Origin of the sequence: Shewanella inventionis (assembly GCF_014641855.1) — a bacterium.
GTDB lineage: Bacteria > Pseudomonadota > Gammaproteobacteria > Enterobacterales > Shewanellaceae > Shewanella > Shewanella inventionis.
The window spans coordinates 1-15,343 of record NZ_BMII01000018.1; the positions used below are offsets into that span (position 1 = coordinate 1).

A 15,343-nucleotide genomic window follows, 5' to 3' on the forward strand; every position below is an offset into this window, starting at 1 on the left:
AGAGTATCATGCCATGAATATCACTTACCTTGTAGAGTTGACCCAAGAAGAACTGCACACCTTAAAGACTTTATTAAGCAAGGGCCTACACAATGCCCGCTTGTTAAAACGAGCCAACATTCTGTTGCTTGCAAACCACAATCAACACAGTGATAAAGATATCAGTCAGTTACTCAATACCAGTACCTCAACTATTTACCGAACCAAAAAACGCTTCGTAGAAGAAGGACTGAAGGTCGCACTCGCCGAAGGAAAACGAACAGGGCAACCCAAATTACTCTCAGCTAATGATGATGCAACATTAGTTAGCATTGCTTGTAGCGAGCCACCAGATGGTCGCGCTCGCTGGACATTATCACTCATCGCAGACAGATTAATTACGCTGACAGAGCTTGAAAGCGTATCGCTGGAAACCGTCCGTCAACGGCTGAAAAACAATGAATTAAAACCATGGCAAAAGAAGATGTGGTGTATTGGCGAGTTAGATAGCGACTTCATTGCGCAGATGGAAGAGGTACTTGATATTTATGCAATGCCTGCGGATGAAAAACATCCTGTGGTTAATTTTGATGAAGCAATGAAACAACTGGTGTCACATGTAAAACCGCCCAAATTAGCTTCGCCAGGACACTTAGCTAAAGAAGATTACGAATACCGGCGTGAAGATGTGGCCAATATCTATCTGATGTACGATAGGCATAGAGGCTGGCGACATGCTAAAGCAACAGCAACCAAGAAACGAGAAGACTTTGCAGCGTGTATGCGGGATTTGGTTGATGTTCATTATCCTGATGCCGATAAAATCCACTTGGTTTTAGACAACTACACAACGCACTCCCCAGGCTCTTTATACAAAGCTTATCCAGCAGCAGAAGCTCGGCGTATCTTGAAGAAAATTGAATTTCACTACACCCCAAAACATGCCAGTTGGTTAAATATGGTAGAAATTGAGATAGGCGTGATGAACAGACAATGTTTGGATAGACGAATTGGCACGTGGAATGATCTGCGGCTTTCTCTTAAGGCTTGGGAAACAACCAGGAATAACGAGAAGGCTAGTATTAATTGGATGTTTGATGTAGATAACGCCCGGTCGAAACTCAACCGAGCTTATAAGTTTTTAAACAGTCAGAATTAAATGGAATTAGTACTAGCTGAGTGAGTAACGACACGGCTTTATCGTAAGTAGGTTGTAATTGAACGGGAAAATCGTCGTCATGGGCAAATTGTTCAAAGCGGTTTATGCGACTGTTGGTTTGATTTCGCTGACTTGGCAGTGCATCGCTAAATGATTGCCCTTTAGAACCAATGAAACCTGCGCTCATGCCGCGCTCTTTTTGCAGTTCGTGGACGAGTGCACTATTAATAATGGCGACATTAGATAAGTCGATGACTAACGCGAGTTGTTGCTGTGTACGATACTCATTATGAACATACATGCCACCAAACAAGATACTGGTCAATAAAGGGGGTAAAACCAACAACGCAAGTTTACGCGATATTTTAAGATTGCTTATCCATTGCCAGTTCATATTGGAGCCTTATGTCAAATTATTTGATACTCAGTTATATCTGCAATAACCATAAACGAATTAAAAAAATTTACATTAATTGACAATCCAAACTCAGACATTGCTCACAGCTAAATTAGCCCTTGTTGATCTAATTTTCGTTATATACCCACAAAGAGATAATCGGTTCATTCAATGACTTAAGTTGACATGAATTTAGTCTGCTATGACTGCAAAGCAAGACAAAACTCACTGATAAGTTCAGGCCATTCATCGACATGGTCCATTTTGCTAGCGACATGCAAAGTCGAATGGGGCAATGCTTTATGTAATGTTTTTGCTGATGCTACTGGGTGTGCATCATCGCCCTCCCACGCTAAAATAAGTGTAGGTACATTAATTGTGGCGAGTTGTTGTTTACTGGGTAAATCGTTGTGGGCTGCTGCGGTAAACAGCTGATGTAATGTTTGGCGCTTCATTGACTTTAAGCCATCTAACATACCCAGCACACTGTGTTTATGAGCATTAACCAACCAACTTGGCAGCATTTTAGTTAAATGCTTGGCATTCATTTGCGCTAAGCCTTTACCACCCAGAATGCGCGCCGCTTTGGCGATTTTATGGTAGTAATCCACCTGTGCAGCTCTTGCTTGCCAACCAATGGGTGGTGTCATCAAAACTAAACCTTTTACTAGTTCAGGTTGAGCTAATGCAGCATATAAACTAGTTGCGCTCCCCATGGATTGGCCGCCAAGGATCAACGGTGTCGGTGCACGATAATGAGCAGCAACACGCAACATGTCTTTGGCTAGATTGGGCCAGAGGTAATCATCGACACTGTCGCCTTGGGCAGATAACCCATGGCCAATTGCATCATAACGGATCAGCTGTAATTTTTTAGGAAATCGATGCCATGCATATAAGCCTATGGCATCTTCACTCTGCATACAGCCACATAATCCGTGGGCCCACACCAGAGTGCTGCCTTTACCACTAATGGAACAATTAAACTGATTAATATTAAATTGCTCTGTCATGGTGAGGTGTTCTCCTTTTATCCTTTTACGATTTCGATTAAGCGGTTAATAAACAATTTAATGGCTTCAACATTGTCAAATCTAAATGCCAATCCATAATGGGTTTCATTTAAGCCCTTGTATTGTCGTGTCGGAAAACGCGTCATTTGGGCGTTGTGATAATAATCGTATTTGGCATGCACTCCGTCAATAGTGGCTAACTCAGTTGAAAAAACTTCAAATGCAGGACGAATTATCAGTAAAGGTGTTTTACCTTCAACGTGCAGATAGACGGGTTCTTTAAGCTCTGGGAGCATGTATTCGGTGACATTCTTAATATTAAAATTAGTACGACATTTAAGTTCATTCAAGGTTGATGAAGCTTGATCAAGGGTGATGCTCATAGTAGCTGCCTATAGTTATTTTATGTGAGTATATGGCTAAATCAATAATATAAAAACAAAAAGCCCCGAACATATGTTCAGGGCTTTAAGAGGCGATGGTTAATTTACTGAGGTTAAATTAACCTTCAATACCTTTGCTAGCAAGAAACTCATCGTACGTGCCTTTGAAGTCGTTAATGCCTTCTGGGGTAATTTCTAAAATACGCGTGGCCAATGACGATACAAATGCACGGTCGTGAGAGACGAACATTAGTGTGCCTTCGTATTTTTCTAGCGCGTTGTTTAACGACTCGATTGATTCCATGTCCATGTGGTTGGTTGGCTCGTCGAGTAATAATATATTTGGCTTTTGCATGATAAGTTTGCCAAAGTACATACGGCCTTTTTCACCACCAGATAGCACTTTAACTGACTTTTTAATGTCGTCTGCGCTGAATAACATACGACCTAAAATGCCACGAACCGACTGGTCATCATCGTTTTCTTTGCGCCATTGACTCATCCATTCGAACAGTGACATATCATTGGCGAAATCAGCTTCGTGATCTTGAGCATAATAACCAATGTTGCTGTTTTCTGACCAGTGAATGGTACCTTCATCTTGTGGAATATCATGCACTAAGGTACGTAGCAATGTGGTTTTACCCACACCGTTTTGACCCAAAATAGCAATACGTTCGCCCACTTCAACCATAAGATCAAACTTGCTAAATAAAGGCGTGTCGTAACCTTTTGCTAGGTTTTCAACCACGAGTGCATTACGGAACAATTTCTTTTCTTGTTCGAAACGAATAAACGGGTTAACGCGGCTAGACGCTTTAATGTCTTCTAGCTTAATTTTTTCAATTTGCTTGGCGCGCGATGTCGCTTGCTTAGCTTTAGATGCGTTAGCCGAGAAACGGGCTACGAAGGTTTGCAGCTCAGCAATTTGGGCTTTCTTCTTGGCGTTGTCGCTCATTAAGCGCTCGCGCGACTGTTGTGCCGCCATCATGTATTCATCGTAGTTACCTGGGTAAACACGTAACTCGCCGTAGTCTAAGTCAGCCATGTGAGTACACACTGAGTTTAAGAAGTAACGGTCATGCGAGATGATGATCATGGTGCTGTTACGTTGGTTCAACATGTCTTGTAACCAACGAATGGTGTCGATGTCTAAGTTGTTGGTTGGTTCGTCAAGTAACAGTAAATCTGGATCAGAAAACAGCGCCTGGGCTAACAATACTCGCAGTTTAAAACCTGGTGCGATTTCGCTCATTAAGCCAAAGTGTTGCTCGGTAGCAATACCTACGCCGAGTAGTAAGTCACCTGCGCGAGATTCGGCAGTGTAACCGTCCATTTCAGCAAATTCCATCTCAAGTTCAGCAACTTTAATGCCGTCTTCTTCGCTCATTTCTGGCAACGAATAAATGCGGTCGCGCTCTTGTTTTACTTTCCACAACTCGCGGTGGCCCATGATCACAGTGTCTACGACTGAAAAGGCTTCGTATGCAAACTGGTCCTGGTTTAGTTTACCCATGCGCTCATTAACGTCTAGTGACACGTTACCGCTTGAAGGCTCTAAATCACCGGCAAGGATTTTCATAAAGGTTGATTTACCACAACCATTCGCGCCAATTAAACCGTAGCGATTTCCGCCACCAAATTTGACAGAGATATTTTCAAACAGCGGCTTAGCGCCAAACTGCATTGTGATGTTAGCTGTTGTAATCAAAATGAAATTCCAAATCGTGTTGTGTGTTTAAACGAGTATTAACGTTTAGCGTAATGGTTCGAGTTGACATCTGTATGACGCAGGTCATTACCCAAACAAATGTAGCGCACTTGCTAAACAAATAATAATGAGATTTAAACTGATATACGGCATCGCCGATGGGGTATATATAAAGCGCGACATTGTAAGGATTTCTGGCTTATTTATCAACCTATCAACATGCTTTGCTGGTGCAATAAAAACCGCACCAGCAAAGTAACGGCTTTTAAGCCTTTAAATAATTAAGAATATAATCAAGTCCGCCAGTTATTGCGGCGACTTGTGCGTCGTTACATTGCTGCTCGGTAACGTGTGGGCTGTCTGGGTAGACCTCTGTGGTGGTATTAAAGTGATTGTTGGTAATGCCTGCACATAAACTGAGTTTTTTTACCGGATAATTTATCACCCCAAACTGCTCTATTGGCACTTCAATCAATTGGCCGTTATCGTCTGGTGCTATGTGGGTCACTTTTGCGACCGCATCAATGATCGCTTTTTGAAACTCTGGGGTGGGATTATCGCTGTCGCCCACTAAATAAAAACCATCTGGAATAATGCCTTTTTCGTATTCAACGCCATCACGGGCTGACAGTAGAGGTCTAAATTCTAACTCGTCAGTATCGGTGGTTTCGTGCAAATCAATATGAGCATAAACCTCGCCTAATGTGGCTACAAATGCCATAAGATTGGCCGACTCCTCGGCTGGACTATTGGCATAAAATGAGCGATTAGGATCTATCGCCTTTGGGTTCCAGCGGTTAATGGTTTCATATCCCCATGGGCTGACACACGGTGCCACGGCTATATTAAAATACTGACTGTAATGCTCAGCCTTGGTGGCTAAAAATTGTATTGCACCATGAACGCCACTGGTTTCGTACCCGTGTACGCCGCCGGTGACTAAAATGGTCTTTTTGTTGCGGTCCCAGTTAGGCGATTTAAACCCAAATAACGGATATTTGTCAGCATCGTAAGATAATGCGCCGTATTGCACTTGTTCAAACTGGTTTGCGAGCGGCGTTAATTTGCTAACCACTTCGTCTTGATATGAGCGCTTAATAGTCACTTGGGCTAGCCATTGGGCTTTGTCTGCATCGGTCCATTTTTGTCCTGGTGTGCCGATTGGGTATACGGTCGATTGTGTCATAAAACCTCTTTTTTAATTGTAGATTTAGGTTTGGTCAATATGACCAAAGAAATGCCAAATAAAATAATGCTGGCGCACATTATTAGATGAACGCTCAGTTGCTCGCCAACAAAGATGACGCCACCCAGTGCCGCAATAATCGGTACGCTCAGTTGCAATACCGCAGCCTGAGTGGAGTGTAGACCGCGTAATGCTTGATACCATAATGCGTACCCTATTGAGGAGGCTAGGCCACCAGAAAGTATGGCTAACAGCACCCCTTTGCCACTGAGTTGCACAGATATGTTATTTTCAACAGGGGTAAACACTTGTATAAGCCAGACGGTCAATATCATTAGCAGCACCAAGGGCAAGGTTAAAATAAAATTAACGCCTGTAGTAAACAGTGGCCGAGTAGCGCCTTTGCCTAACAGCGTATAACCGCCCCATGCACAACCACTAATGACCATAAGCACCATGCCAGTGATTGATAATTCGCCATTAGTTACCCCCACGCTCGGCCAGACTAAATAGCCAAAACCGCCAAACGCAACTAACGCGCCAAGGATTTCTAGCTGGTTTAAGCGGTGTCCTTGTATGTAACTTATCAACATCATGCTTATCTGGACTGCTGCAAACAAAATAAGCGCGCCTGTTGCAGTGTCGAGCAACACATAAGCGTACGAAAAAGTAATGGCATAAATAAACAACAGCAACGAAGCAAGATTGCTAGCATGAGCAACTGCTGGCTTTGATGATGTTGATGGCATTAGCAACATTATCGCTCCTAACACTATAGCCCCAGAGGCCAAACGAATAACGGTAAAACTGCTGGGATCAATTAACGTTGCGGTGTTATCGCTTGATAATGCCATTCGCGCTAATACGGAGTTAGCCGCAAAAGCGATTAATGCCATCATGGTATAACAAACCACTGCAACACGGGAAAGAGGCGTAAATGACGGCATGAATATGGATCCATTAGGCTAATTGTATAAAACCTATTATTTAACCTCAGCTCTGGATAACAAACGCCTTTCAAGCAGTCCTTTGCCTTCCTCACTGCGTTGAATTAACTTGCAATAGGCTAGCTATTGACGCGTTAATTCGCCTTGTTAGCAAAACAAATCACAAGCTTGACAGTGGATTTTAGTCAATCTATTGATTTATATCGTTATCAATACATCTCTTATCCAGAGTTGAGGTTATTTAGTCTTTTTTTTGAAGCTAAATTTATTGACGAACCAATAAATAACAGCGATTTGCTGTGCCTGCGTTAAACCAAAATAAATACAAATCCACGGTGATATCAGTAAAAACCAAGGTAACGTGGCGGTGGAGCGTCCAGAAAAAAACAGGTACAAAAAACCTGAGTAAATAATCAATACCCCTAAGATCCCCACGATAAGCATGATCTTTTTTAATATTTGTTCTAATTTTGCCACGTGATAAACCTCAACTCAGGATAAGAGATGTATAAAAATCCACGTTCATTCGTTGATTCATCTCTAAAATGAAAAAGTCACGCCGAGCATAAGCTCGGCGTGACTGCATCATAACAAATGGTATAAGCCAAATACCACCGTTCTATAAACGGATACCGCCATCAATTTCAAATACGCGGCCGTTAACATAATCATTTTCAATGATAAAACGAACCGTTGAGGCAATCTCTTCTGGCTGACCTAAACGCCCTACTGGTACCATTTTTTCTAAGCGCTCTAGCGCTTCAGGTTTCATGGCTGCGGTCATTTCTGTGGCAATCACACCGGGGGCGACTGCGGCGCTGCGAATATTATAACGCGCTAGCTCTTTTGCCCAACCCACCGACATGGCCGCCACGCCAGCTTTAGAGGCTGAGTAATTTGATTGACCCATATTGCCAGATTTAGCCAGACTAGAAATGTTAATGATAACGCCGGCTTGCTTGGTTTCAATCATCGCTGCTGCGGCTTCACGGCCACATAAAAAACTGCCCGTTAAGTTAACATTAATGACTGACTGAAATTGTTGGTATGACATGCGGTCGGTAACGACGCCATCTTTGGCTTTAACCATTAAGCCGTCACGTAAAATGCCGGCGTTATTGATAAGCACATTGACTTGCCCAAAGTCTTCAACAATATATTTAAACCCGGCAACCACATCTTCTTCGTCGGTAATATCTAAGGCATAGCCTTGTACTTCAGTCGTTGCGCCTAAATCAGCACAAGCTTGCTCAAGCTTGGTTTGGTCAACATCGATAAGCGCCAATTTAGCCCCTTGGGCAGCTAAATCATGGGCCATAGCCAGACCTAAACCACCCGCTCCGCCAGTAATGACGACAACCTTATCTTTTAATTCCATCAACTGAATCCTTTATTTTTTCTTTGAAAACTGTTCAAAAATGCTCGAAAAATCTCGACTACCATTGCCTTGGCGAGCATGGTTTACATATAAACTGCGGGCAAGAGAGCCCATTGGGGTACTTGAGTTCGATGCAAGTGCAGCCTGTTGCGATAGGCCTAAATCTTTTACCATAAGGTCGACCATAAAGCCGCCTTGATAGTCTTTAGATGACGGCACATTTTCCATCACGCCTGGACATGGGTTGTATTTTTCAAGTGTCCAGTTACCGCCGCTACTGACTTTCATGATATCAGACAATACTTTAGGATCTAAGCCATTATCTAAACCTAATTGGATTGACTCGCTAGTGCCCACCATTAATACCGATAACAGCATGTTATTACAAATTTTGGCAACTTGCCCAGCGCCAACGCTACCTGCATGAAAAATATTGCCGCCCATCACCCTCAGCACAGTTTGCGCTTTGGCATAAGCGTTATCAGAACCGCCACAAATAAAGGTTAGTGTACCTGCCGCCGCCCCTGCTGTACCACCCGAGACTGGCGCATCCATAAACTCTATGCCCTTCTCAGCAGCTTTAGCACCCACTAAACGCGCGCTGTCGGCATCAATGGTTGAACAATCAATTAATAAGGCTTGCTTGGGCACCACATCAAGTAAACCTTTGTTGTCATCATCGCCTATGTACAAACCTCGCACATGTTTACCTGCTGGCAACATGGTAATGACAAAATCAGCTGACGCCGCCGCGCCACAGGCGGTTTTGGCGCTTAATGCACCTTGAGAAGTGAGCGCGTCTACTGCTGCTGGGTTTAAGTCAAATACTGTGACTGTCATGCCCGCTTTAATTAAGTTGGCTGCCATTGGGCCGCCCATATTACCTAAACCAATAAATGCTACTGTTGCCATGATAATAATCCTTATTAAGTAAAGTCAGCTAATGGGTGGTTAGTGGCGGGCCAAGGGGAGCAAGTCAATTGCTCAACTTTAGTTTGCGGCACCGCATTAACGTCGCTAAATAGCCATTTAGGTTGGCGATCTTTATCAATGAGTAATGCTCGAACCCCTTCGCAAAAGTCTCCCATTGAGCAACAATTAACACTCACGCCAAGCTCCCACTGAAAGCATTGTGCCAAACTAAGCTCTGTACCAAGTTGAGCTTGAGCAAAAATTAAATGCCAACTCAATGGGCTGCCGGCTAAAGCGGTTTTTTGAGCCCGCTGTAGCCATTCAAGTTCTGTATTTAAGCTGGATAATTGGTGATGAACATCGTGTATATCACCCGACATTAACAAGTCGATTTCTGCTTGAAATTGCTGTAAATGGCTTTTGGGTAACGTTGCTAAATGCGGCGCAGTCATTTGGGTTAACAAATCGGTTAATATTTGGTGGTTGAGTTGACTGTTTTGGCTCCAGTTAAGTTCGGCCATGGCATCAAATAATGGCTCTTTTTCATCACTGTTTAAATAATGATTACCGAGCTCAACATACAGCGCATCGCTCGCGTTCATGTTGTAAGCGGTTAAGCCTAAAAACAACCCTGTTTTACCTGGCATGCGATTTAAAAAGTAACTGCCGCCTACATCTGGATATAAACCAATGGTGACTTCTGGCATGGCAATTCGGCTGCGTTCGGTCACGATGCGATGACTACCCCCTGCCATTAATCCAAGGCCGCCGCCCATCACAATGCCGTCGCCCCACACTAAAACAGGCTTACCAAATTGATGCAGTAAGTAGTCGAGTTGGTATTCTTGAGTGAAAAACCCACAGGCTTCATCAGTGATATTGTTAGGATTAGCAATCGATGCATGATAAATCGCGCGCACATCGCCGCCGGCGCAAAATGCCTTTTCGCCGGCACCTTGTAACACCACGCAGGCAATACTGTTGTCAGATTGCCAGCGGGTTAATTGGGTTTGCATTGCCGCAACCATATCAAGGGTTAGTGCATTGAGTGCTTTTTCAATATTAAGGGTCACGATGCCAATTGATTGGCCAGAAAGCGTGCCTAATGTTTGAAATATTACGTCTTGAGTCATTAGCGGTTCTTCCAAATTGGGGCGCGTTTTTGTAAAAAGGCGTTCACACCTTCAGCTTGATCTTCTGTGTCAAATAACCCCACAAATAGCTCTCGCTCAAGGGGTAATGCTTGAGTGCGCGGCATATGTCGCCCAGCTTGAATCAAGGTTTTGCACACACTCACACTGCTAGGTGATTGTTTAGCCACTTTAGCGGCAAGTGCCACTGCAGCATCAAGGGCCTGGCCTTTTTCAACCACTTCTTCTACTAAGCCAATTTTTTCAGCTTTGGCTGCATCAATGCGTTCACCACATAAAATCATACGTTTAGCCCAGCCCTCGCCCACTAAAGCAGTGAGGTTTTGGGTGCCACCAGCACAGGGCAACAACCCTACGGTGGCTTCAGGCAGTGCCATTTGCGCTTGTGCCTCTGCAATGCGTATATCGCACGCTAAGGCCACTTCTAGGCCGCCGCCCATGGTATAACCGTTAATGGCGGCAATAGATACACCACGAAACGCGCTAAGGGTTTCAAAGGCTTCACCAAAATGTTTTGCCATGGTGGCTGCATTGCCTTTATCGCCATCGGCAAATAAATTTAAATCTGCCCCAGCTGAAAAAAACTTTTCGCCCTGACCTGTAATAACAAGCGCATAGATGTCTTTGTTTTGGTTTAACTTAGTAATGGTTTGCTTTAGCAATTGCAAACTGTCTGCTGTCCAGGTATTGGCTGGCGGGTTGTTGAGCGTCAAGATGGCCGTATGACCAACAATATGTTCAATGATTGCGGTGTTTGCTGTCATCATATTATGTCCTTATATTCACCTAAGAAGGTGATGAAATCTTGGTATTATGAGTCGTTAATCGATTACAAAATCGGATGAGCGTTTTCATCGAGCAAACGACGGGCAATAATCAGGCGCATAATTTCGTTAGTGCCTTCTAAAATCTGATGAACTCGAACATCACGGAAGTGGCGCTCTAGTGGGTATTCACGAATGTAGCCATAACCACCATGGATTTGCAGGGCACTGTCACACACTTGAAAACCTACGTCGGTCGCAAAGCGTTTTGCCATGGCGCAATAGGCGCTGGCTTCAGGGTCTTGTGTGTCGAGTTTAAATGCCGCTAAACGTACCATTTGGCGAGCAGCAACCAGCTCAGTCGCCATGTCTGCCAGTTTAAATTGCAGGGCTTGAAACGCCGCAAGCGGTTTACCAAATTGCTTACGCTCGTTCATGTATTGTGTGGCGCGCGTTAATGCGGCCTGAGCGGTGCCAATAGAACAGGTGGCAATGTTAATGCGTCCACCATCGAGGCCTTTCATGGCAAAGGTAAAACCTTGGCCTTCATCACCCAGTAAGTTGGCTACAGGTACGCGGACGTTTTCAAAGCTAATTAGTCTGGTCGGCTGGGCGTTCCAGCCCATTTTATCTTCGGCTTTGCCATAGGTTATGCCAGCTGTATCTGCCGGTACCGCAATGGCAGAAATGCCTTTAGGCCCGGCTTCACCTGTACGGCACATCACAACAAGTAACTCGGTTTCGCCAGCACCAGAGATAAACATTTTTGAACCCGTGATCAGGTAGTCGTCGCCCTCTCGCACGGCTTTAGTTTGCAGTGAGGCTGCATCGCTGCCCGCACCTGGCTCAGTTAAGCAATATGAGGCTAACAGTTGACCTGTAGTTAAGCCTTCTGACCACTGTTTACGTAGCGTTTCGCTGCCCCAGGTGGTTACCATCCAGGTCGCCATATTATGAATAGTTAACATGGCAGTGGTGGCCGTACAGCCTTGGGATAGTTCTTCAAAAATAATGGAAGCATCTAAACGAGATAAGCCCATACCGCCCTGTGACTCAGGCGAGTACAAAGAACAAAAACCCAGCTCACCTGCTTTTTGAATCACATCTTTGGGGAAATGGTGTTCTTCATCCCATTTGGCGGCAAATGGAGCGAGTTCTTCTGCGGCAAACTGGCGGGCTAAGTCAGCAAACTGGCGCTGATCTTCGTTTAAATTAAAATCCATGTTGGACTCCTAATATTGTTTTGGATGACTCTTGGGTCACTTTATGGCTTGTTCACCTGCCGCTTAAGCGGCTTAGCATGTATTACTGAGCAGTAACACTATGGGCAAATCAAGCAGGTCTTGTTGTGTTTAGCCAATAATGTTTGCCGCGATAAATAAAATATATCGCGGCATATATGACGCTTATTTAAGGTTGATGCTCATGTTAGGGCCGCTAACGGCTTCTGAGTCGAACCAGCGGGTTGTGATGGTTTTTGTTTCTGTGCAAAAACGCACCGCTTGTTTGCCATAAGCGTGTTGGTCACCATAAAAGCTGCCTTTCCAGCCAGTGAAAGAGAAAAAGGGTAATGGCACAGGAATGGGCACGTTAATACCCACTTGGCCGACTTCAATTTCATGCTGGTATTTGCGCGCTGCGCCACCCGATGCGGTAAAGATTGAAGTACCATTGCCGTATGGGCTGTTGTTCACAAGCTCGATGGCATCGTCTAATGTTTCGGCTTCCATACAACACAACACAGGGCCAAAAATTTCTTCTTTGTAGATGCTCATGTCTGTGGTGACATTGGTAAACATGGTTGGTCCAACCCAGTTACCAGACTCGTAACCGGCAACCGTAAAGTCACTCCCATCAAGTAAACACTCAGCCCCTTCAGCTTTACCTTGAGCAATGAGTTTAAGTACACGCGCTTTGGCGGCAGGGCTGATTACTGGGCCATAAGCGGCATCTTTATCGTTCCATAATCCTGGGCGAACTTTAGCAAGCGCCTCTTTTAACTCAGGGATCCACTCTTTAGCTTTACCAACAAACACGGCAACAGATATCGCCATACAACGTTGACCAGCCGCCCCTACTGAGGCCCCTACCATATTGTTGATGACTTGCTGTTTGTTAGCATCTGGCATAATGACACAGTGGTTTTTGGCGCCAGCAAAGGCTTGCACGCGTTTTAGATTGTCTGTGCCCGTTTTATAAATATATTGCCCAACGCCTACTGAGCCGACAAACGATATGGCTTTAATGGCAGGATCAGTGAGTAACATGTCTACAGCTGTTTTGTCGCCATGAATGAGCTGCAATACGCCTTTAGGCGCGCCCGCCTCCACAAACAGCTCAACTAAGCGCTGTGGCGTCATAGGATCTTGTTCAGAAGGCTTTAAAATAAACGTGTTACCGCATGCGATGGATAATGGGAACATCCATAATGGGATCATCGCGGGGAAGTTAAACGGGGTAATACCTGCACACACACCTAATGGTTGAGTGTAGCTGTAGGTGTCAATATTACGTGCGACGTTTTCAACCGTTTCGCCCATCATTAATGACGCCACGTTACAGGCATGTTCAGCCACTTCAATACCGCGCCACACATCGCCTTTGGCATCTTCAAAGGTTTTACCGGTTTCTTGGGCTAAAATAGTTGCTAGTTCGTCATGATGCTCTTTGAGTAAATGCTGGTATCGCAACATCACGCGTGCACGCTCTGAGACAGGCACTTCTTTCCAGGTTTTAAAGGCTTCTTTGGCACTGTGAATGGCCAACTCAACTTCGGCGGTAGTGGCACAATTTATTTTAGCGATAACGCTGTTATTAGCAGGGTTTGTCACATCAATATTGCGCTCGCCGCTGCCATGAGTAAATTCGCCATCAATGTAGTGCTTAACTTGTGTGATCATTTTGCTTTCCTCGATCCTTGAACTGTTTGGTGAGCTAGGCTCACGCATATTGAGTAACTGCACAGGTGACGTGATTATTGTTTTACTCACATTAACGTGGTTGTATTACGTCTACCTGTACAGCGGTCTTGTTGAACGTGTTTATTTACACTTCAATGGCCATGGCTGTTGCTTCGCCGCCACCGATACACAGTGAAGCAACGCCGCGCTTAAGGCCTCGTGCTTTTAGTGCATAAATTAGGGTGACGAGTAATCGCGCTCCTGAGCAACCAATTGGGTGTCCTAACGCACATGCGCCACCATTAACGTTGACCTTACTGGCATCTAACCCCAGCTCAGATACCGCTAGCATGGTCACCATGGCAAAGGCTTCGTTGATTTCATATAAGTCAACATCGTCTTTATTCCACTGTACTTTATCGAACAGTTTTTGCATGGCGCCAACTGGAGCGGTAGTAAACAGAGACGGTTCTTGCGAATGCGTTGTATGGCCTTTAATGGTTGCCATAACCGTTAACCCTAACTCTGTTGCTTTGGCGCGAGTCATTAGCATTAAGGCTGCTGCGCCGTCGGAAATTGAGCTTGAATTAGCTGCGGTGATGGTGCCGTCTTTGGCAAATGCTGGGCGCAAGGTGGGGATTTTTTCAGGACGCGCATTGCCAGGTTGTTCATCTGTGTCGACGGTAATATCGCTACGTCGCGTACTCACAGTAACGGGAACCACTTCATCTTTAAACGCACCGGAGTTAATTGCTGCGTTGGCTTTTTCAAGCGAGCTTAATGCAAACGCGTCCATTTGCTCGCGAGTTAAGCCAAAATCATCGGCCGTTTTTTGAGCGAACGTGCCCATAGCACCACCGGTATAAGCGTCTTCTAGACCATCTAAAAACATATGGTCCATGACCTTGCCGTGACCCATACGCATACCGCTACGGGCTTTATCTAGCAAGTATGGCGCCTGGCTCATGCTTTCCATGCCGCCGGCGATAACAAGGTTACTGCTACCGGCTTTAATTAAATCATGGGCTAACATGACGGTTTTCATACCAGAACCACATACTTTATTGACAGTGGTTGCCCCAACACTTAAGGGTAAGCCTGCGCCTAGTGTTGCTTGGCGAGCAGGCGCCTGACCAAGGCCTGCTGGTAATACACAGCCCATAAGTACTTCATCAATACTGTCGGCTTTAATACCCGTTTGTGCCAAAAGGCCTTTGATAGCATTAGCGGCTAACACGGGTGATGCGACTTCAGACAGCGCACCTTGAAACCCACCCATTGGGGTACGTTTAGCTGCAACAATAACGATATCTTGACCTGTTTGTTCTGTACTCATAACCACTCCTAAATCTGTGCACATAAAAATCAACAACACTATTACACCACTTTGACGTTGACGCTAACGTAAAGCAAGTAAAAAGTGATCAAATTTGTAATGTTGATCTTATGAGGTTGTCATTGAA

General features: G+C 44.8%; 15 protein-coding genes. 1 reads left to right on the plus strand and 14 read right to left on the minus strand.

The annotated features are described in order from the left end of the window. Positions 1-13 precede the first annotated feature (13 nt). Positions 14-1,138, plus strand: a complete 1,125-nt coding sequence (locus IEW93_RS11625; RefSeq protein ID WP_188739496.1) for an IS630 family transposase — start codon at positions 14-16, stop codon at positions 1,136-1,138. On the opposite strand, the gene IEW93_RS11630 is transcribed toward IEW93_RS11625, so the two are convergent. The 14 genes from IEW93_RS11630 to IEW93_RS11695 form a co-directional block, all read right to left on the minus strand. Then, positions 1,101-1,532, minus strand: coding sequence for a nitrate- and nitrite sensing domain-containing protein (locus tag IEW93_RS11630; RefSeq protein WP_188739497.1), 432 nt, complete (start codon positions 1,530-1,532; stop codon positions 1,101-1,103). The two genes, IEW93_RS11625 and IEW93_RS11630, sit on opposite strands and share 38 nt — an antisense overlap. A 203-nt stretch (positions 1,533-1,735) precedes the next feature. Beyond that, on the minus strand, positions 1,736-2,548 hold the full coding sequence (locus IEW93_RS11635) for an alpha/beta fold hydrolase (protein WP_188739498.1): 813 nt from the start codon (positions 2,546-2,548) through the stop codon (positions 1,736-1,738). 17 nt (positions 2,549-2,565) lie between these two features. Continuing rightward, positions 2,566-2,931 (minus strand): hypothetical protein, encoded by a 366-nt coding sequence (locus IEW93_RS11640; RefSeq protein WP_188739499.1) that lies wholly within the window; start codon positions 2,929-2,931, stop codon positions 2,566-2,568. A gap of 118 nt (positions 2,932-3,049) precedes the next feature. Continuing rightward, positions 3,050-4,642 (minus strand): ABC-F family ATPase, encoded by a 1,593-nt coding sequence (locus IEW93_RS11645; RefSeq protein WP_188739500.1) that lies wholly within the window; start codon positions 4,640-4,642, stop codon positions 3,050-3,052. A 265-nt stretch (positions 4,643-4,907) separates the two neighbouring features. Continuing rightward, positions 4,908-5,828 (minus strand): M14 family metallopeptidase, encoded by a 921-nt coding sequence (locus IEW93_RS11650; protein ID WP_188739501.1) that lies wholly within the window; start codon positions 5,826-5,828, stop codon positions 4,908-4,910. Next, entirely contained in the window at positions 5,825-6,775 is a 951-nt protein-coding gene (locus IEW93_RS11655) for a DMT family transporter (protein WP_188739502.1), read from the minus strand. Before IEW93_RS11655 ends, IEW93_RS11650 begins: the two co-directional genes overlap by 4 nt. A gap of 237 nt (positions 6,776-7,012) precedes the next feature. After that, entirely contained in the window at positions 7,013-7,219 is a 207-nt protein-coding gene (locus IEW93_RS11660) for a hypothetical protein (RefSeq protein ID WP_188739591.1), read from the minus strand. 175 nt (positions 7,220-7,394) lie between these two features. Beyond that, positions 7,395-8,153 carry an SDR family oxidoreductase gene (locus IEW93_RS11665; RefSeq protein ID WP_188739503.1) on the minus strand — a complete coding sequence of 253 codons (759 nt, stop codon included), beginning with the start codon at positions 8,151-8,153 and terminating at the stop codon, positions 7,395-7,397. A 12-nt stretch (positions 8,154-8,165) separates the two neighbouring features. After that, entirely contained in the window at positions 8,166-9,065 is a 900-nt protein-coding gene (gene mmsB, locus IEW93_RS11670; RefSeq protein ID WP_188739504.1) for a 3-hydroxyisobutyrate dehydrogenase, read from the minus strand. A gap of 14 nt (positions 9,066-9,079) precedes the next feature. After that, a complete protein-coding gene (locus IEW93_RS11675) occupies positions 9,080-10,198 on the minus strand; it encodes an enoyl-CoA hydratase/isomerase family protein (RefSeq protein ID WP_188739505.1) in 1,119 nt (372 codons plus the stop codon). Continuing rightward, a complete protein-coding gene (locus IEW93_RS11680) occupies positions 10,198-10,980 on the minus strand; it encodes an enoyl-CoA hydratase (RefSeq protein ID WP_188739592.1) in 783 nt (260 codons plus the stop codon). The genes IEW93_RS11675 and IEW93_RS11680 overlap by 1 nt, the downstream gene beginning before the upstream one ends. 65 nt (positions 10,981-11,045) lie before the next feature. Further along, complete coding sequence (locus IEW93_RS11685; protein WP_188739506.1) at positions 11,046-12,203, minus strand: acyl-CoA dehydrogenase family protein; 1,158 nt, start codon at positions 12,201-12,203, stop codon at positions 11,046-11,048. Between the two features lie 183 nt (positions 12,204-12,386). Continuing rightward, complete coding sequence (locus tag IEW93_RS11690) at positions 12,387-13,880, minus strand: CoA-acylating methylmalonate-semialdehyde dehydrogenase (protein WP_188739507.1); 1,494 nt, start codon at positions 13,878-13,880, stop codon at positions 12,387-12,389. Between the two features lie 145 nt (positions 13,881-14,025). After that, on the minus strand, positions 14,026-15,216 hold the full coding sequence (locus IEW93_RS11695; RefSeq protein ID WP_188739508.1) for a thiolase family protein: 1,191 nt from the start codon (positions 15,214-15,216) through the stop codon (positions 14,026-14,028). Positions 15,217-15,343: the final 127 nt, after the last annotated feature.